Annotated in this window: 19 protein-coding genes and 1 tRNA gene; 6 read left to right on the top strand and 14 right to left on the bottom strand. The window is 69.3% G+C overall.

Annotation, left to right across the window (positions count from 1 at the left end; translation table 11 throughout):
- The first annotated feature begins 127 nt into the window (after positions 1-127).
- Positions 128-607, top strand: a complete 480-nt coding sequence (locus J5226_RS09090) for a GNAT family N-acetyltransferase (protein WP_215839596.1) — start codon at positions 128-130, stop codon at positions 605-607.
- A 262-nt stretch (positions 608-869) separates the two neighbouring features.
- On the opposite strand, the gene J5226_RS09085 is transcribed toward J5226_RS09090, so the two are convergent.
- The 3 genes from J5226_RS09085 to rplM all read right to left on the bottom strand — a co-directional run bounded on the left by J5226_RS09085 (position 870) and on the right by rplM (position 1856).
- Positions 870-944, bottom strand: a tRNA-Gln gene (locus J5226_RS09085).
- Positions 945-1019: 75 nt separating this feature from the next.
- A complete protein-coding gene (rpsI, locus tag J5226_RS09080; protein ID WP_215839595.1) occupies positions 1020-1412 on the bottom strand; it encodes a 30S ribosomal protein S9 in 393 nt (130 codons plus the stop codon).
- Positions 1413-1427: 15 nt separating this feature from the next.
- Positions 1428-1856: a 50S ribosomal protein L13 gene (rplM, locus tag J5226_RS09075; RefSeq protein ID WP_207526114.1), complete on the bottom strand. Its 429-nt coding sequence runs from the start codon at positions 1854-1856 to the stop codon at positions 1428-1430.
- Positions 1857-2040: 184 nt separating this feature from the next.
- On the opposite strand from rplM, the gene J5226_RS09070 reads away from it, so the two are divergent.
- Positions 2041-3264 (top strand): (Fe-S)-binding protein, encoded by a 1224-nt coding sequence (locus J5226_RS09070; RefSeq protein ID WP_215839594.1) that lies wholly within the window; start codon positions 2041-2043, stop codon positions 3262-3264.
- A gap of 80 nt (positions 3265-3344) precedes the next feature.
- On the top strand, positions 3345-3986 hold the full coding sequence (gene coq7 / locus J5226_RS09065) for a 2-polyprenyl-3-methyl-6-methoxy-1,4-benzoquinone monooxygenase (protein ID WP_215839593.1): 642 nt from the start codon (positions 3345-3347) through the stop codon (positions 3984-3986).
- A gap of 500 nt (positions 3987-4486) precedes the next feature.
- Here coq7 and speD read toward each other — a convergent pair whose 3' ends face one another.
- Positions 4487-5281 carry an adenosylmethionine decarboxylase gene (gene speD, locus J5226_RS09060; RefSeq protein WP_215839592.1) on the bottom strand — a complete coding sequence of 265 codons (795 nt, stop codon included), beginning with the start codon at positions 5279-5281 and terminating at the stop codon, positions 4487-4489.
- A gap of 240 nt (positions 5282-5521) precedes the next feature.
- Between speD and crp the strand changes: the two genes are divergently transcribed.
- Together crp and J5226_RS09050 are read left to right on the top strand one after the other, a co-directional pair.
- Complete coding sequence (gene crp, locus J5226_RS09055; protein WP_036148366.1) at positions 5522-6187, top strand: cAMP-activated global transcriptional regulator CRP; 666 nt, start codon at positions 5522-5524, stop codon at positions 6185-6187.
- A 6-nt stretch (positions 6188-6193) separates the two neighbouring features.
- Positions 6194-6655 (top strand): GNAT family N-acetyltransferase, encoded by a 462-nt coding sequence (locus tag J5226_RS09050; protein WP_215839591.1) that lies wholly within the window; start codon positions 6194-6196, stop codon positions 6653-6655.
- 675 nt (positions 6656-7330) lie between these two features.
- Here J5226_RS09050 and J5226_RS09045 read toward each other — a convergent pair.
- The 5 genes from J5226_RS09045 to J5226_RS09025 form a co-directional block, all read right to left on the bottom strand.
- Positions 7331-8083, bottom strand: a complete 753-nt coding sequence (locus J5226_RS09045) for a haloacid dehalogenase-like hydrolase (RefSeq protein WP_215839590.1) — start codon at positions 8081-8083, stop codon at positions 7331-7333.
- Positions 8080-8871: an indole-3-glycerol phosphate synthase TrpC gene (trpC, locus tag J5226_RS09040; protein WP_215839589.1), complete on the bottom strand. Its 792-nt coding sequence runs from the start codon at positions 8869-8871 to the stop codon at positions 8080-8082. The genes J5226_RS09045 and trpC overlap by 4 nt, the downstream gene beginning before the upstream one ends.
- The gene (locus J5226_RS09035) at positions 8868-9209 is read right to left on the bottom strand and encodes an antibiotic biosynthesis monooxygenase (protein ID WP_215839588.1); all 342 of its coding nucleotides are present in this window, start codon (positions 9207-9209) and stop codon (positions 8868-8870) included. The genes trpC and J5226_RS09035 overlap by 4 nt, the downstream gene beginning before the upstream one ends.
- 55 nt (positions 9210-9264) lie before the next feature.
- Positions 9265-10299: an anthranilate phosphoribosyltransferase gene (trpD, locus tag J5226_RS09030; RefSeq protein WP_215839587.1), complete on the bottom strand. Its 1035-nt coding sequence runs from the start codon at positions 10297-10299 to the stop codon at positions 9265-9267.
- A 166-nt stretch (positions 10300-10465) separates the two neighbouring features.
- Positions 10466-11047, bottom strand: coding sequence for an aminodeoxychorismate/anthranilate synthase component II (locus J5226_RS09025; protein WP_215839586.1), 582 nt, complete (start codon positions 11045-11047; stop codon positions 10466-10468).
- 797 nt (positions 11048-11844) lie between these two features.
- Here J5226_RS09025 and J5226_RS09020 point away from each other — a divergent pair.
- Positions 11845-12507, top strand: a complete 663-nt coding sequence (locus tag J5226_RS09020; RefSeq protein WP_215839585.1) for a hypothetical protein — start codon at positions 11845-11847, stop codon at positions 12505-12507.
- Between the two features lie 28 nt (positions 12508-12535).
- Here J5226_RS09020 and J5226_RS09015 read toward each other — a convergent pair whose 3' ends face one another.
- From J5226_RS09015 to J5226_RS08995, 5 genes are all read right to left on the bottom strand, one after another.
- Complete coding sequence (locus J5226_RS09015; protein WP_215839584.1) at positions 12536-13156, bottom strand: nucleotidyl transferase AbiEii/AbiGii toxin family protein; 621 nt, start codon at positions 13154-13156, stop codon at positions 12536-12538.
- Positions 13157-13194: 38 nt separating this feature from the next.
- Positions 13195-13692, bottom strand: coding sequence for a helix-turn-helix transcriptional regulator (locus J5226_RS09010; protein WP_215839583.1), 498 nt, complete (start codon positions 13690-13692; stop codon positions 13195-13197).
- Between the two features lie 54 nt (positions 13693-13746).
- Positions 13747-15096, bottom strand: coding sequence for a HAMP domain-containing sensor histidine kinase (locus J5226_RS09005; RefSeq protein ID WP_215839582.1), 1350 nt, complete (start codon positions 15094-15096; stop codon positions 13747-13749).
- Between the two features lie 40 nt (positions 15097-15136).
- The gene (locus J5226_RS09000) at positions 15137-15811 is read right to left on the bottom strand and encodes a response regulator transcription factor (RefSeq protein WP_215839581.1); all 675 of its coding nucleotides are present in this window, start codon (positions 15809-15811) and stop codon (positions 15137-15139) included.
- Between the two features lie 270 nt (positions 15812-16081).
- Positions 16082-16294 (bottom strand): hypothetical protein, encoded by a 213-nt coding sequence (locus J5226_RS08995; protein ID WP_215839580.1) that lies wholly within the window; start codon positions 16292-16294, stop codon positions 16082-16084.
- Positions 16295-16604: the final 310 nt, after the last annotated feature.

Here is a 16604-nt window from a genome sequence, read left to right as displayed (position 1 = left end):
TCCGCGCGCGGACGCGACGGCCGCCACGATTCCGCGCGATCCGCCGCGCCAATCGCCGGATCGCGCGTCGCGCGGCCGCGCCGGCGGCGGCTACAGTGCCGTTTCAGCGATCGATGCCGAACCCGCCATGACGCCACCCCGCCCGCTCGCCGCCGCCGACCGCGACGCCGTCCGCCGCTTCCTCGCCGCGCGCTGGGGCAGCGCCACGATCCTGCTCGACGGCCGCGCCATCGATGCCGCGGCCCTGCCCGGTTTCGTCGCGCGCGACGGCGACGGCGTCGCCGCGTTGATCACCTTGCTCGACGAACGCGAGCACTGCGAAATCGTCACGCTGGATGCGGCGAGCCCGCGCAACGGCGTCGGCACGGCCTTGATCGAGTTGGCCGCGCAGCGCGCGCGCACGCTCGGCCTGCGCCGGTTGCTGACGCGCACGACCAACGACAACCTCGATGCCTTGCGCTTCTATCAGCGCCGCGAATTCCGCTTGCACCGCTTGGTGCCGGGCGCGATCGACCTGGAGCGCGAAGCCGACCCGGCGATTCCGCTGATCGGCCGCCACGGCATTGCGCTGCGCGACGAAATCAGCCTGATCCGCGACCTCGACTGAAGCTTCCGTAGCCCCCTGTAGGAACGGCGCAAGTCGCGACGCGGCCAATGCGAACGCCGATGCGATCGGACGGGCGAGTACGCAACCGGTGCGAGCTTCGTCGCTCTGCGCAAGTCGCGTCGTAAGCGAAGTGTCGCGGTCGCGGCTTGCGCCGCTCCTACCAGGGCTTCGGGTCGCTTCGTGGGGCGCGGAAAACAAAAAACCCGCCTCGCGGCGGGTTTTTCGTTGCGCCTGGAACCTTGCGGTTCTCAGCGATCTTATTTGGCAGCCCCGGATGGATTCGAACCACCGAATGTCTGAGTCAGAGTCAGATGCCTTACCGCTTGGCGACGGGGCTATAAAACGGATTCTAGCGCAAAATTCCGCGACTGCAAAAATAATTTGAAGCCGCGGAACGACCAGCCAGCGAAGATTAGCGCTTCGAGAACTGGGTGGCGCGACGCGCCTTGTGCAGACCGACCTTCTTACGCTCGACTTCGCGCGCGTCGCGGGTCATGAAGCCCGCCTTGCGCAGCTCGCCCTTCAGCGATTCGTCGTACTCGACCAGCGCGCGGGCGATGCCCAGGCGGATCGCACCGGCCTGGCCGGTGATGCCGCCGCCGGCGACGGTGATGGTCAGGTCGAACTTGTCGGTCGACTGGGTCAGCTCGAGCGGCTGGCGCACGATCATGCGCGCGGTCTCGCGACCGAAGAACTCTTCGATCGAACGCTGGTTGATGGTGATCTTGCCGTCGCCCTTGCGCAGGAACACGCGAGCGGTGGAAGACTTGCGGCGGCCGGTGCCGTAGTTCTGCTGGATAGCCATATTCGTGCCTTTACCTTAGATGTCCAGCGGCTGCGGCTGCTGGGCGGCGTGCGGATGCTCGGAGCCCTTGTACACCTTGAGCTTGCGGTACATGGCGCGACCCAGCGGGTTCTTCGGCAGCATGCCCTTCACGGCGATCTCGATCACGCGTTCCGGGTGGCGCTCGAGCGCCTGGCCGAGGGTTTCGCTCTTGAGGTTGCCGATGTAGCCGGTGAACCGGTGGTACATCTTGTCCTGCAGCTTGTTGCCGGTGACCGCGATCTTCTCGGCGTTGATCACCACCAGGTAATCGCCGGTATCGACGTGCGGGGTGTAGACCGGCTTGTGCTTGCCGCGCAGGCGGCGGGCGAGCTCGGTGCTCAAACGACCGAGCGTCTTGCCGGTCGCGTCGACGATGTACCAGTCGCGCTGGACGGTCTCGTTCTTAGCGGTAAAGGTCTTCATTGAGAGTTCTGCTTTGGGTGCCTGGTCGGGCTGGTTCCGGTCGCGGCCCAGGCGGGCACCTGCGGCGGAACTTCGCCTCGCGTTGAGGATTACGAAACGCAAGAGGCGGAATGATAGCGGCCGCCCCCGCTGCGTGCAAGTCGACGGCTCGGGCCGGCGAAACGCCCATGCTAGCATCCGGCGCATGCCCGCCGCCCCGTCGCAGCCCGCCCCGCCCGGTTCCAGCCTCTCGCTGCCCGGCTCAGCGGGTCCGGCGACGCCCCCGGCCGACCCGCTGGCCGCCCTGGCCGCCCTGGCCGACCGCTGCGTGCAATGCGGCCTGTGCCTGCCGGCCTGTCCCACCTACGGCCGCGAGCGGGTCGAAGCCGAATCCCCGCGCGGCCGGATCGCCCTGGCCCGGGCCTGGGCGCTGGACACGATCCCCGCCACCGCCGCCTCCGACGCGCATCTGGACCACTGCCTGGGCTGCCGCAGCTGCGAGGCGGTGTGCCCGGCCGGAGTCGAGTACGGCCGCTTGCTGGTCGCCGCGCGCGGCCGCCAGCGCGAACGCCGGCCGGCCGGCTGGCGCCAACGCCTGACCGAAACCCTCGCCGCGCGCCCGCGCGCGCTCGGCGCCGGCCTGACCCTGTACCGCGCCGCCTACCCGCTGCTGCCGGCCGCGCTGCGCCCGTTGCCGCGCCCGCCCGGACGGGTGCGCGGGCTGCCGCGCCCCGCCGCCCCCGCGACGACCCGCGCCGCGCTGTTCGTCGGCTGCGTCGCCGATACCTACGAAGCGCCGCTGCGCGCGGCGCTGGCGCGGCTGTGCGCCGCGCTCGGGATCGAACTGGAGATCGCCGCCGGCCAAGGCTGCTGCGGCGCGATCCACGAACACGCCGGCGACAGCGTCGGCGCCGCCGCGCTGGCCGCGCGCAACCGCACCGCCTTCGCCGGCCGCGCCAGCGTGCTGACCCTGGCCAGCGGCTGCCACGACAGCCTGCGCCGGTCGCTGCCCGCCGGCGCCCACGCCGTCGACGCGCTGAGCTTCCTGGCCGAGCGCGCCGACGCGCTGCGCTGGCGCCGCGCGCCGCAGCGGGTGGCGCTGCATCTGCCGTGCACGCAGCGCAACGTGGTCAAGTCGGTGCCGGCGCTGCGCCGCTTGCTGGCGCGGGTGCCGGGCTTGGAGGTGATCGAGCTCGACGCCGGTTTCGGCTGTTGCGGCGCCGCGGGAACGCAAATGCTGAGCGAGCCGCAGCGCGCGGCCGATTATCGGGCGCCGTTGCTGGAGCAGTTCGAGCGCAGCGGCGCGCAGCGGTTGTTGAGCGCGAACATCGGGTGCCGGCTGCACTTGGGCAACGGCACCACGGCGACGGTGCAGCACCCGCTGGAATTCCTGGCCGAATGTCTGGACGAAGGCGCCGCGCCGGCCTGAGCGCGGCGCCCGCGCGCCCGGGACGATTTGTCCACCCCGCGCGCCCCACTTCCGCCCCGCCCGCGCCGTAGAATCGACGCATGAACGCCCGTGCCCTCAGCCCCCTGGACCGCGTGCTCAGCGAAACGCAGCGCGCCCTCGACACCGTGTTCGGCGCCCCGCTGGCCGAACGCCCGAACCCGGCCGGCATCACCGCCGAGCTGGTGCTGGAGCCAGCCGAAAAGCGCCATTCGGCCGGATTGATGCGGATCAACCACGTCGGCGAGGTCTGCGCCCAGGCGCTGTACTGCGGCCAGGCCGCGGTCGCCCGCGACGAGTCCACCCGCGAGCACCTGCTGCACGCCGCGCAGGAAGAGACCGACCACCTCGCCTGGTGCGCCGACCGCCTGCGCGAACTCGACAGCCGCCCGAGCCTGCTCAACCCGCTGTGGTACGCCGGCAGCTTCGCCATCGGCGCCCTCGCCGGCCTGCGCGGCGACGGCTGGAACCTCGGCTTCGTGGTCGAGACCGAGCGCCAGGTCGAGGCGCACATCGACGAGCATCTGGAATCGCTGCCCGAAGGCGACCAGCGCAGCCGCGCGATTCTGCGCACGATGAAGGCCGACGAAGCCCGCCACGCCGCCGACGCCGAAGCCGCCGGCGCGCGGATCCTGCCCATGCCGCTACCGACCTTGATGGCGGCGGCGTCGAAGGTGATGAAGGCGGTGGCGTATCGGCTTTGAGCCGGCGATGCGGCTGGGTGTAGGAGCGGCGTAAGCCGCGACCCGGGCCCGGAAGCGCCGCAAGACGCCCCCGATAGGCCAAACCGCCGCCTGGACGACGGCTTTCCCCTTCGCTCCGCTGGCGACGCCGGCCGGCGAATGGCGTGGTCGCGGCTTACGCCGCTCCTACACGAGCCGCCGAACCCGCCGAAGCCCTGTAGGAGCGGCGCAAGCCGCGACGCGGCCCTGCGAGCCCCGAGGACGCCCGGACGACCGGCCCGGCCTCCGGTCGAAGGCTCCCACCGATCTTCCCGCCAACGCCGGCCGACGAATGGCGCGGTCGCGGCTCGCGCCGCTCCTACAGGGGCTCCCCGGCGACCATGAATCGTCGGTCACAGCGAGCCTGAACGGGCGACACCCCATGCCGACCGATTCCCGCCCACAAAAAAGGCCGGCTCGCGCCGGCCTTCTCCGATATCCCGAAGCCGCCCTCAGACGCCCCCGGCTAACGCGCCCCGGCCTCAATCGGCCAGATTGCGCCCGTGGTAGAGCTCTTCGATCTCGCGCTTGAGCCGCGCCTCGATCTTCATCCGCTCCTTGAACGAGAGGTTCTTCGCCTTTTCCTCGAACAGGTAGGTGTCGAGGTCGAACTCGTTCAAATGCATCTTCGTGTGGAAGATGTTTTCCTGATAGACGTTGACGTCGATCATCTCGTAGCGCGACTTGATGTTCTTCGCCAGATAGTCCTGGATCGAGTTGATCTTGTGATCGATGTAGTGCTTGCGGCCCTTGATGTCGCGGGTGAAGCCGCGCACGCGGTAGTCCATCACCACGATGTCGGACTCGAAGCTTTCGATCAGGTAATTCAGGGCTTTCAGCGGCGAAATCACGCCGCAGGTGGCCACGTCGATATCCGCGCGGAAGGTCGCGATGCCGTTGTCCGGATGGGTTTCCGGGTAGGTGTGCACGGTGATGTGCGACTTGTCCATGTGCGCGACCACGGCGTCGGAAATGATCTCCTTGCCGGCGTCCTTCTTGTCGATCACCGGCTCTTCCGAGATCAGGATCGTGACCGACGCGCCCTGCGGGTCGTAGTCCTGGCGGGCGATGTTCAGGATATTCGCGCCGATGATCTCCGCCACATCCGTCAGGATCTGGGTGAGGCGGTCGGCGTTATACGCCTCGTCGATGTACTCGATATACCGGCGGCGCTCGTCTTCGGAGGCCGCGAAGCAGACATCGTAGATATTGAACGAGAGGGCCTTGGTGAGGTTGTTGAAACCCTGCAACCGCAGGCGCGGCAACGGCTTGACCACTGTAGGAAGATTCCGGAGGGACGGCGAGGGCCGCGATTATGAGGCAATTAGCCCCGGGGGGAAACGCACTGCGTTTTTGGGCGAAGTCGGTGACAAAAGCGTGACCGTCGCTGAACTTCCATCACGGGTCTCTATCGGAGCGGGATTTTCGGCGGCAGGATTTGCCCCAGCGGCCGTATCGCCCTAAGCTCGGTCGAAAACAAAGCCCAAATCCCAATGTCCGCCAACCCGGTAGCTCCCTTGACCGCACTGCGCCGAACCAATAGCCCGTTGTTGCCCGACGGCGCAACGATCGAACGATTCCTGGCCCACTGCCACCGTCGGCGTTATCCGTCCCGCACGGACGTGTTCCGCCCCGGCGACCCGGCCAGCACCCTCTATTATGTCGTCTCCGGCTCGGTCAGCATCATTACCGAGGAAGAGGACGGCCGCGAACTGGTCCTGGGCTATTTCGGCCCCGGCGAGTTCGTCGGCGAGCTCGGCCTGTTCATCGAGAGCGACCATCGCGAGGTGATCCTGCGCACGCGCAGCACCTGCGAGCTCGCCGAGATCGGCCACGAGCGCCTCTACGACCTGCTGCTGACGCGGCTGTCGCTGGACGCGCCGAAGCTGCTGTACGCGATCGGCGCGCAGATTTCCCGGCGCCTGCTCGATACCAGCCGCAAGGCCGGCCGCCTGGCCTTCCTCGACGTGACCGACCGCATCGTGCGCGCCCTGCACGATCTGGCCAAGGAACCCGAGGCGATGAGCCATCCGCAGGGCACTCAGCTGCGGGTGTCGCGCCAGGAGCTTTCGCGCCTGGTCGGCTGCTCGCGCGAAATGGCCGGCCGCGTGCTCAAGAAGCTGCAGGCCGACGGCAAGCTGCACGCCCGCGGCAAGACCGTCGTCCTCTACGGGACCCGCTGAGCCCCGATGGGACGCGCTGCCCCGTCCGACCAGACCGCACCCACGGTGCGGCTGGCGGAACCGGGAGACGCCAGCGACGTGGCCGAGCTGCTGTGCCAGCTCGGCTACCCCTGCACCCGCGACGAAGCCGCCGAGCGCATCGGCGCGCTGCGCGACGACCCCCGCCATTACCTCTTGCTGGCCGAAATCGACGGCCACGCCTGCGGGCTGATCTCCAGCCACACCCGCTATTCGCTGACCCACGGCGCCGACCTGACCCGGATCACCGCGCTGGTGGTGGCCCGTTCCTGCCACGGCCAGGGCATCGGCCGCCAGCTGCTGCGCGAAGTCGAGCGCCGCGCGCGCCGCGACGGGGTGAGCCGGGTGGAAGTCACCAGCAACGAATCGCGCACCGACGCGCACGAGTTTTACCGCCGCTGCGGGTATGCGGACGGGTCGCTGAAGTTCGTGAAGACGCTGGGCGATTGAGGCCGGCGACGCGGTTGTAGGAGCGGCGTGAGCCGCGACCTCGCTCATTGGCCGCTGCATTGCGAGCCGACAAAGCCTGAACCGGGCCGCGTTGCCCTGCCCTCGCGTTTCCTCGGCTGCCGATTGGCCGCGTCGCGGCTTGCGCCGCTCCTACAGTCGCCTTCGGCTGGTTCGCTCCCTTGTAGGAGCGGCGTAAGCCGCGACCGCGACAAGACGAACTACGGCGCAACCCGCCGAAGCCGGCGCCTGGGCAATCCGCCCCGGCCTCGCAATCCCTCGCCCACCGATTGGCCGCGTCGCGGCTCGCGCCGCTCCTACAGTCGCCTTCGGCTGGTTCGGTCGCTCCCTGTAGGAGCGGCGCAAGCCGCGACCACGGCAATACGAACCACGGCGCAACCCGCCGAAGCCGGCGCTTGGGCACCCGCCCCGACCTCGCGATCCCTCGCCCACCGATTGGCCGCGTCGCGGCTCGCGCCGCTCCTACAGTCGCCTTCGGATGGCTCGGCAGCTCCCTGTAGGAGCGGCGCGAGCCGCGACCGCGACATGACGAACCACGGCGCAACCCGCCGAAGCCGGTGTCTGGGCACCCGCCCCGACCTCGCGATCCCTCGCCCACCGATTGGCCGCGTCGCGGCTCACGCCGCTCCTACACAAGAGCCCCACGCAGCGACGCGATCAGCCGGCAGCGGAAGCGACGAGCTCGCCGCCGCGGCCAGGGCAACCCCAGTTGAGGATCGGGGTGCCGGGCGGCAGGATTCGGCGGAACATTTCGACCCGGCGCGCTTTCGGATTCACCACCACCGGCTTGCGCGCGGCCTGCAGCAGCGGCAGGTCGGCGCTGCTGTCGGAGTAAGCGGTCTCCACCGGCGCAGTGAAGCCGGCTTCGCGCAGCATGGTCATCTTCATGCGCGAGTGGCAGTGGCGGCGCGCGCCGAGCGCGCCCAGGCGCGGGCCGACCAGGGTGCCGACGACGGGCACGTCCTCGTGGGCGACGAAGGCCAGGATCGCGCGCGCCAGCTCCGGCGGCGCGCCGGTGGCGACGACGACCTGATCGCCTTGTTCGCGGTGGTGATGCAGCACGTCCAGCGCGATCGGCAGCAACCGCGCGCGGATCTGCTCGGTATGGCCGGCGACGTAGCGGTCGATGGCCGCGTCGAGCGTGCGCTCGCCGCCCATGCCGATGGTCCCGACCCACACATACGCCGAAATGCCGACCCGGCGCGTGCGCAGCCACGCCACCATCGGCCCGGCCACCGGCGTGATCAGCAGCGCCAGCAGCTGGCGCCACCACGCGCGGCCGATCAGCCACGCGAACAAATGACTGCCCGAATCGCCGTCGTACAGCGTGTGGTCGAAATCGAACACCACCAGCGGCGCGCCTTCGCGCACCGCCGGGAAGCGCCCGGCGGCGGCCGGACGCAAACTCATGCCGCGAACAGCCGCTGCAGCGCCGTGCCGGGGTCGCGTTCGCGCATGAAGCTCTCGCCGACCAGGAAGGTCTGCACGCCGGCCTCGCGCATGCGCGCGACGTCGGCGGCGGTGGCGATGCCGCTCTCGGTCACCAGCGTGCGGTCGCGCGGCACCGCGTTGCGCAGCGCCAGCGTGGTGTCGAGCGAAACCTCGAAGGTGCGCAGGTTGCGGTTGTTGACGCCGATCAGCTCGCAGTCGGTCTGCAGCGCGCGTTCGAGTTCGTCGATGTCGTGCACTTCCACCAGCACGTCCATGCCCAAATCCATCGCCAGACCGGCCATTTCGATCATCGGGCCGTCTTCGAGCGCGGCGACGATCAGCAAGATCGCGTCGGCGCCGATCGCGCGCGCTTCGTAGATCTGATACGGGTCGACGGTGAAGTCCTTGCGCAGCACCGGCAGCGCGCAGGCTTCGCGCGCCTCGGCCAGATACGCGTTGCTGCCCTGGAAGAAATCCACGTCGGTCAGCACCGACAAGCACGCGGCGCCGCCGAGTTCGTAGCTGCGCGCGATCTCGGCCGGACGGAAGTCGGCGCGGATCACGCCCTTGGACGGGCTGGCTTTCTTGACCTCGGCGATCACCGCGGCCTCGCCGGCGGCGTGCTTGTCGCGGATCGCCTGGACGAAGCCGCGCGCCGGCGCCTGCGCGCGCGCGCGCGCGCGCAGGTCCTCGAGCGGGCGCACGCGCGAGCGTTGCTGAATCTCTTCGTGCTTGCGCGCGATGATGGTGTTGAGGATGTCGCTCATGACTTGCCCTTGCTCCCGTACGCGCGCTCGACTTTCGCCACGCGCAACTCGAAATGGTCGTACCAGTGTTCGCGCCCGTAGGCGCGGGTGGCGGCGTGCTCGGCCTGGCGTTTCCAGCCGGCGATGGCCGCCTCGTCGGTCCAATAGCTTACGGTGATGCCGAAGCCGTCGCCGCCCCGCGCGGATTCCACGCCGAGGAAGCCGGGCTGCTGCGCGGCCAGCTCGACCATGCGCTGGGCGGCTTCGCCATAGCCGGCGTCGTCGTCGGCGTTGCGCTGGGAACTGAAAATCACCGCGTAGTAAGGCGGTTTGGGCAGTTGCGCGAAGCTGGCGGTCATGCGGGCTCCTGGGGATGCGGAAACGGTTCGGCGCGCCGGGCGGACGCGGCCGCGTTCAGTTCGCCGTCAGTTCTTGGGTCAGGGCCACGAACTGATCGAGCTTGGCCCGCGCCGCGCCCGAGGCCAGCGTGCGCCGGGCCAGATCGATGCCTTCGGCGATGCTCTCGACCTTGCCCGAGGCGTACAGCGCGGCGCCGGAGTTGAGCGCGACGATCTCGCGCGGCAGGCCGTCGCGGTTCTCCAGCGCCTGCAACACCATCGCCTTGGATTCGTCCGCGTCGTTGACGCGCAGGTTGCGGCTGGCCGCCATCGCGATGCCGAAATCCTCCGGGTGCACTTCGTATTCGCGCACCTCGCCGTCGCGCAGCTCGCCGACCAGGCTGCCGGCGCCGAGCGAGATCTCGTCCATGCCGTCGCGGCCCCACACCACCAGCGCGCGCTGCGCGCCGAGTTCCTGCAGCACGCGCACCTGGATGCCGACCAGATCGGGATGGAACACGCCCATCAGAATGCTCGGCGCGCCGGCCGGGTTGGTCAGCGGCCCGAGGATGTTGAACAGCGTGCGCACGCCCATCTCGCGCCGCACCGGCGCGACCACCTTCATCGCCGGGTGATGCACCGGCGCGAACATGAAGCCGATGCCGGCGCGCTCGATGCATTGTGCGACTTGCTCGGGCTGCAGTTCGATCGCCGCGCCCAAGGCTTCGAGCACGTCGGCGCTGCCGGACTTCGACGACACGCTGCGGTTGCCGTGCTTGGCGACCTTAGCGCCGGCCGCGGCGACCACGAACATGCTCGCGGTGGAGATGTTGAAGGTGTGCGCGCCGTCGCCGCCGGTGCCGACGATGTCGACCAGATGGGTCTTGTCGGCCACGTTCACCGGCCGCGCGAATTCGCGCAACACGGTCGCCGCGCCGGCGATCTCGCCGACGGTTTCCTTCTTCACCCGCAAGCCGGTGAGGATCGCCGCGGTCATGGTCGGCGAGACTTCGCCGCGCATGATCGTGCGCATCAGCTCGACCATTTCGTCGTGGAAGATTTCGCGGTGTTCGATGGTGCGCTGGAGCGCTTCTTGCGGAGTCAGGGCCATGGCGTCGGTCGGGGAATGAGGGGACTGAGGGGAACAGGGAATGGCGAGATCAGCGGAATGCGGCGATGAGGCGCGAGTCTCGCCATCGCTCTCTCCATTCCCCGCTCCCGCTTTTCATTTCCCTGGTTTCCCGCTTCCGCTTCCGCCTCATCTCCCGCTCCATCGCTCACCGCTCCAAAAAGTTGCGCAACAACGCATGCCCGTGCTCGGTCTTGATCGACTCGGGATGGAACTGCACGCCTTCCACCGGATGCTCGCGGTGGCGCAGGCCCATGATTTCCTCGAAGCCGCCGTCGTCGTATTCGGTCCAGGCGGTGACTTCCAGACTGTCCGGCAAGCTGTCGCGTTCGATCACCAGCGAGTGGTAACGGGTGGCTTCGTAACCGTCGGGCAGGCCGGCGAACACGCCGCGGCCTTCGTGGCGGATCGCCGAGGTCTTGCCGTGCATGATCCGCTTGGCCCGGATCACCTGCCCGCCGTAGGCCTGGCCCAGGCTCTGATGGCCCAGGCACACGCCGAGGATCGGCGTATGCGCGCCGAGGCGGCGGATCACGTCGAGCGACACGCCGGCCTGATCGGGCGTGCACGGGCCGGGCGAAATCACGATGCGCTGCGGCGCCAGCCGTTCGATCTCGTCCACCGACAGTTCGTCGTTGCGGATCACCCGCACCTCGCTGCCGAGCGCCTGCAAGTACTGCACGAGGTTGTAGGTAAAGCTGTCGTAGTTGTCGATCATCAGAACGGACATGACGCGCCTCGGGTACGGGTGGGGCCTGGGTGGAACGCGGGAATGCGCCGGCCGGCGGACCGGCGCGAGGGGATCGGCAGGGCTGGGATCGCGACGGATCGCCGCCGCGGCGGCGCCCCCGCCCTCGCGCGCGCCCGGCGAACCGGGCCGGCATTATCGCGTGCGCGGATGACGGCCGGCGCGGCCGCGAAGCGGGCACCGGTCGCGGATCCGGGATCGCGATCCGGATGCGGGGAGTCTGGGGGCGGAGCGTCGCGCGGCGGGAGAACGGTCGCGGCGCGGTGAGCGCGCCGGCCGCGGTCAGCGGTCGCGGGGCTGGGAAACGATGGCGGAGTCACGCGGGAAATCCTCGGAAGACGGCAGCGGGCGGACGGAGGCGCTACGCCACCATCGCCAGCCCAGGCCGGCCTTCGGGGATTTCGTCGGGATCGCGCGGGAGATCATGGGGGCTACTGTAACCGCTGGGCGACGGCGGTGCGAGCCCGCGGGCGGCCCGCGCGCCACACACCCCGCGTCTCGTTCGGGCCGCGGGAACGCAACTTGCCGGCGCCTGCGTTGGCAAATTCGCCGCGCTCCAGCGAGTCGGACCGTGGGTTCGGCTGCCTCGGCCCGCTACGACGGCCGATGCCGTCGGACGATCCATCGCGAACCCACGCATTCGCCACTCGAGAACCGGCAGCGATATTGCACATCGGCACAGCGAGTGCGCACGCCTGCAAACCACGCATCCGGCCGTCTCGCTGCTGTCACGTCTCAACCGTACTTGCACCGCGACCCGTTCGTCGTGGAGCAACGAGATGGACCCGTTCCAACGGTTTTTGTGCGAACACGAAAAGGCATTGAAACGAATAGCCAGCCATACGCGGCGAGAGCACAGCTACGAAGATGTCGTGAACGAGGCGTGGCTCATGGCCGATACCCTGGCCGCTCGCGACGGGATCGCCGCCGACTTCGGCGACCCTGCCTTCCAGCAACGGTTGCTGAGCCATTTGTACCAGCACTTGGTGCGGTATACGGAGCTGCACGTTCGCCGCTCGGTCCGTCTCGACCACGCCCCCGGAGACGGCTCCGATCCCGGCGCCTCTCATCCGCTGTTGAACCGACTGACGAGCGACGACGGGCACGATCCGCTCTCGCTTCTGCTCGCCGCCGAAGCGAGGCCCGCTGCGCCGACTCAGGCGAACGAACGACACTCGCTGGCCGGTACCTATTTGACGCTGTTGAATCACTTGGGCAACAGGATGCCTCGCGTCGCCCGCCACCTGCTCATTTCGCGCTCCTACGCTTATCGCCGTTTCGCCGACGCCCGCACGATCACGGCCAACCAGCACGCGTTGCTGCTCAATCCACCCGCCTCGGCCTGCGCACTGAGGCCTTGGCGTCGAGAGCGCGCCGAACGGATTCCACGGCAGTTGGAATTCGACTTCGACGAGGGACTCGTCCCACGCCTCGCGGGTTGAGGCGCGCCGAACGCCCCGGCCGGCCGGCTCAAGCCGTTCGCAGCGCCGAACCGACGATGAGCCCGGCCCGATGCAAGCAATCGCCGAAGTCCATCGGCTCGCCGATGACGTCTATTTCCGCGAACTCTCGCCGGAGCAAAGATTCGCGGATGGCCAGTCCTTGCAGGAACGCCGCGCCGTGCCGCCGCATCCACGGCTTGGCCACTTCGATTTGCTCCGGCTCGGCCGCGGCCACCGCGCATAAGTCGAAGAGGTCGCGCGCTTTGGCGCGATCGCCGCGATGCCACATTTTCTTGGCGACGATCTCGCCCGAGGTTTCGACCTTGATCGAGCGGCCGCGGTACTCGACCACCTCGAAAGGACGCTCGGTCAGCGGCGTGCCGACGACCACATCGATCTCCCCGCCCGGCAGGAACAGCTTGAGATACTCGGCGGCCTGCTCGTAGTCGGAACTGATGGATTCGACGACATCGTTCAATCTCGGACTGACATATCCCAAGTACTGCGGATCCGGCACGAACAGATCGATGTCCTTGCTGTGGCGATGCGCGATGCGCAGCATCAGCACCGTGCCGCCGCCGAACGACCACGTCGCGTTCTCGACTCGACGCTCCAACTCCGCGGTCAGTTCCAAAGCGCGGGCGAACAAGCCGCTCCACGGGCCGGGCCGTTCCAGGTCGAGTCCGCTCACCGCCACAGATTCCGCAGGCTTTTCACCTGCTGCGCCAAGCGGCGATAGCGTTTCCACACTTGCGCGCGCGCCTGTCCGTCTTCTTCTTGCAGTTGCTCCGCCAATGCCGCGAGCAACGAAACGGGGGCGTCGTCCAGCAGCGCGTGCAGATGCGGAGCGTAACGGTCCGCGACCTCACCGGTGGTCAGCGCCCGCCGCAGCTCTTCCGGCGGCAAGGCGCTGCGATAGCTCACGCCGGCGGTCGCGACCGCCCGCTCCAGCGCGCTCATTTTCCCCTGGCGCCCGGTGAGTCCCGTATCCACGCGCAGCGCAAGCCCGAGCAGTTCCGCGAGACGCTCGGCCTTGTTGAGCCCGAGATCCGGCACCGAGCCGGTTTCGAGCTGGCTCACCGTCTGCCGCGACAGCCCGCTAAGCGCGGCGACCCGCGCCTGGCTCAGCCCCATTTCGGAGCGGCGCAGGCGCAAGGCCCGGCCCAGTTCCAGAAGAGCGTTCATGCGGGGATGGTAGGCCGACCAGATGAAATATCAAATATATGCGACAAATCGAAATCAGCCGCCCGCTTCGCCCAAGGTCACCCGCACGCGCAAGCCCGGCGCGTTGTCGAGCAACGCGATGTGGCCGCCGTGGCGATGCAGGATCGCGCGCACCAAGCTCATGCCGAGGCCGGTGCCCGGCGAGCCGCGGTGCGCTTCCAAACGCAGGAAGCGGTCGAACACGCGCTCGCGGTCGGCGGCGGGGATGCCGGGGCCGCGGTCGTCGATCTGCAGCACGATGGCGTGGCGTTCGCGCTGCACGCTCAGGCCCACTTCGGTGTCGGCCGGGGCGTATTTGATCGCGTTGTCGAGCAGGTTCACCAGCATCTGGAACAGCTGGTCGGCGTCGCCGCGCACCGCAGCGGCGCCCGGGCCGGGCAGGTCCACGGTCACGGCGATGCCGCGCTCGGCGGCGATCGGGGTGTAGAGCTCGGCGGCGTCGCGGGCGAGGTCGCTGAGGTCGAGCACCGGTTCGTCGTGCACGGGCGGTTGCGCCTCGATCCGCGCCAGCCGCAGCAAGGCCCCGAAGGAATGCAGCAGTTGGTCGGTCTCGCCGATGGCGGCGTCGAGCTGCGCGCCGGCTTCCACGCCGGGTTCGCGCCGGCGCAGTTCTTCCAAACGATTGCGCAGGCGCGTCAGCGGCGTGCGCAGATCGTGGGCGATGTGGTCGGTGGCGTGACGCACGCCGTCGAGCAGATCCTGGATGCGGTCGAGCATCGCATTGAAGCGCCGCGCCAAACGGTCGAACGCGTCGTCGCTGCCGTCCAGGCGCGCGCGCAGCGCCATCTCGCCGCTGCCGACGCGGCCGGCGGTGTCGTCGAGGTGGCTGAGCCGGTGCGAAACCCAGCGCGAGGTCAACCAACCGATCAGCGCGCCCAAGGTCGCCGCGACCAGCAGCGCCGCCAGCGCGGTGCGCAGCATCAGGCCGAGGAAGCGGTCCTGGCTGCGGGTGCGGGTGCCGGTCAGCAGCGTGGTGCCGTCGGGCAGCTGCTGCAGTTGCGCGACCACGCGCAGATCGCCGTCGGCGCGGTGTTCGGTGAATTCGATCCAGCGCGCGCCGCGGTGATGGCGCGGCAACGCGATGTTGCCGGCGACGACGCGGCCGTCGGGCGCGGTCATCGCGTAGACCGCGTCGGGGTCCTCGTCGCCTTCGATGCGGTCGCGCAGTTCGCCGAGCAAGGCGGTGCGGCCGTCGTCGTGGTACATCTCGACCAAGCCCGCGGCATCGACCCGGACCAGATCGCGCGCGTCCTGGTTCAACATCGCCGACACCGCGTAATGCACGCCGATGCCGAGCAGCACGAACGCGAGCAGGAACGACGCGGTGACCGCGAGCGCGAGCCGCGCGCTGGTCGAACGCGGCATCAGCCCCATGCGCGCGGCCCCGCGCTCGCGCAGGCCGCGCTCACACGCCCAACCGGTAGCCGGCGCCGCGCACGGTGTGCAGCAGCGGGCGCGGATAGCCTTGATCGATCTTCTGCCGCAAGCGGCTGATGTGCACGTCGATGACGTTGGTCTGCGGATCGAAGTGGTAGTCCCACACCGCTTCCAACAGCATAGTGCGGGTGACCACGCGTTCGGCCTGACGCATCAGGTATTCGAGCAGGCGGAACTCGCGCGGTTGCAGTTCGATGCGCTTGTCGCCGCGGCGCGCTTCGCGGCTGAGCAGGTCCAGTTCCAGGTCGGCCACGCGCAGGCGGGTCGGCTCGCTGCCACCGGCGCTGCCGCGGCGCAGGATGCTGTCCAGGCGCGCCGACAGTTCGGCGTAGGCGAAGGGTTTGACCAGATAGTCGTCGGCGCCGGCGCGCAGGCCTTCGACGCGGTGATCGACTTCGCCCAGTGCGGTCAGCAGCAGCACCGGCGTGCGGTTGCCGGCGCCGCGCAGGGTTTGCAGCAGGGTCAGCCCGTCCAGGCCCGGCAGCATCCGGTCCAGGACGATGGCGTCGTAGGTTTCGGTGGTGGCCAGGAACAGGCCGTCCTTGCCGTTGCCGGCGTGGTCGACGCTGTGGCCGTCTTCGCGCAAACCCTTGGCGATGAAACCGGCGGTGTGGGGATCGTCTTCGACGAGCAGGACGCGCATACCGCCTCCGCGAACGCGACGGTGCATGAATGGGGCGCCGACAGGATAACGCGCGGGGCGGTGGGCGAGGCGCGAATGCGGCGGGAAGCGGGGAACGAGGAACTAGGAACGAGCAAAGCGGGTGCGGCCGCGAGGCGTGGAGGGCGGTGCCGTCGACGCAAGCCGGGGCTCGGGGCTGCCGGAAAAAAGATACCCCGCCGGCTCACGCCGGCGGGGTATCACACCCACGCCGACGATGCGTGGGGCTCGGGGGAGCAGGCTCGCGAAGGATCAATTCGAGGCCGGCGCCGCTTCCGGAGCCGTGGCGGCCGAGGCGGCCTTAGCCTTCGAAGCCTTGTGGTGCTTCTTGTGGTGCTTGTGCTTGACGGTCTTAGCGGCGGCCGGCGCGGCGCCGGCGGCACCGGCGGTCGCCGGGGCGGCGGCGAAGGCGGAACCGGCGAACGCGGTCAGCGCGACGGCGAGCAGGACGTTACGGACGTTCATGGTGTGGCTCCTGGGGAATGCGGGTTGGGAGGTCTGGACCGGTGGGGTTGGCCCCCATCGCGAAGCCAGATTGCGCCGGCGGCCCTGCCCCGGGCCTTTCCGGACCATGAACTTTTTGTAATCCGCGCCGGACGCATTTCTGCGACGCGCGGCGCGGACAGGGCGGCGGATGCGCGCGGATACGACGCGGGCCGCGGTCGGCGATGGACGCCGGTCGATGCGCGGATGCGCCTGGTTGCCGTTGCGGACTCGGGGTATCTCCCGGCGATGCGGCGGGTCCGGAGCGGAGGGCGGGATGTTCGAAGCGCGA

The organism is Lysobacter sp. K5869, assembly GCF_018847975.1.
In the GTDB taxonomy this organism is placed as follows: domain Bacteria; phylum Pseudomonadota; class Gammaproteobacteria; order Xanthomonadales; family Xanthomonadaceae; genus Lysobacter.
This window is presented reverse-complemented; position numbering and strand designations above follow the sequence as displayed.

Bases quoted from the DNA above. Each gene is read 5' to 3' on its own strand.
- J5226_RS09025 (WP_215839586.1), bottom strand. From the start codon at position 11,047: ATGTCCGTTCTGATGATCGACAACTACGACAGCTTTACCTACAACCTC.
- trpD (WP_215839587.1), bottom strand. From the start codon at position 10,299: ATGGCCCTGACTCCGCAAGAAGCGCTCCAGCGCACCATCGAACACCGC.
- J5226_RS09045 (WP_215839590.1), bottom strand. From the start codon at position 8,083: ATGAGTTTGCGTCCGGCCGCCGCCGGGCGCTTCCCGGCGGTGCGCGAA.
- J5226_RS08995 (WP_215839580.1), bottom strand. From the start codon at position 16,294: ATGAACGTCCGTAACGTCCTGCTCGCCGTCGCGCTGACCGCGTTCGCC.
- rplM (WP_207526114.1), bottom strand. From the start codon at position 1,856: ATGAAGACCTTTACCGCTAAGAACGAGACCGTCCAGCGCGACTGGTAC.
- J5226_RS09000 (WP_215839581.1), bottom strand. From the start codon at position 15,811: ATGCGCGTCCTGCTCGTCGAAGACGATCCCCACACCGCCGGTTTCATC.
- J5226_RS09035 (WP_215839588.1), bottom strand. From the start codon at position 9,209: ATGACCGCCAGCTTCGCGCAACTGCCCAAACCGCCTTACTACGCGGTG.
- trpC (WP_215839589.1), bottom strand. From the start codon at position 8,871: ATGAGCGACATCCTCAACACCATCATCGCGCGCAAGCACGAAGAGATT.
- J5226_RS09070 (WP_215839594.1), top strand. From the start codon at position 2,041: ATGCCCGCCGCCCCGTCGCAGCCCGCCCCGCCCGGTTCCAGCCTCTCG.
- J5226_RS09005 (WP_215839582.1), bottom strand. From the start codon at position 15,096: ATGCCGCGTTCGACCAGCGCGCGGCTCGCGCTCGCGGTCACCGCGTCG.
- J5226_RS09020 (WP_215839585.1), top strand. From the start codon at position 11,845: ATGGACCCGTTCCAACGGTTTTTGTGCGAACACGAAAAGGCATTGAAA.
- J5226_RS09090 (WP_215839596.1), top strand. From the start codon at position 128: ATGACGCCACCCCGCCCGCTCGCCGCCGCCGACCGCGACGCCGTCCGC.
- rpsI (WP_215839595.1), bottom strand. From the start codon at position 1,412: ATGGCTATCCAGCAGAACTACGGCACCGGCCGCCGCAAGTCTTCCACC.
- coq7 (WP_215839593.1), top strand. From the start codon at position 3,345: ATGAACGCCCGTGCCCTCAGCCCCCTGGACCGCGTGCTCAGCGAAACG.
- J5226_RS09010 (WP_215839583.1), bottom strand. From the start codon at position 13,692: ATGAACGCTCTTCTGGAACTGGGCCGGGCCTTGCGCCTGCGCCGCTCC.
- J5226_RS09050 (WP_215839591.1), top strand. From the start codon at position 6,194: ATGGGACGCGCTGCCCCGTCCGACCAGACCGCACCCACGGTGCGGCTG.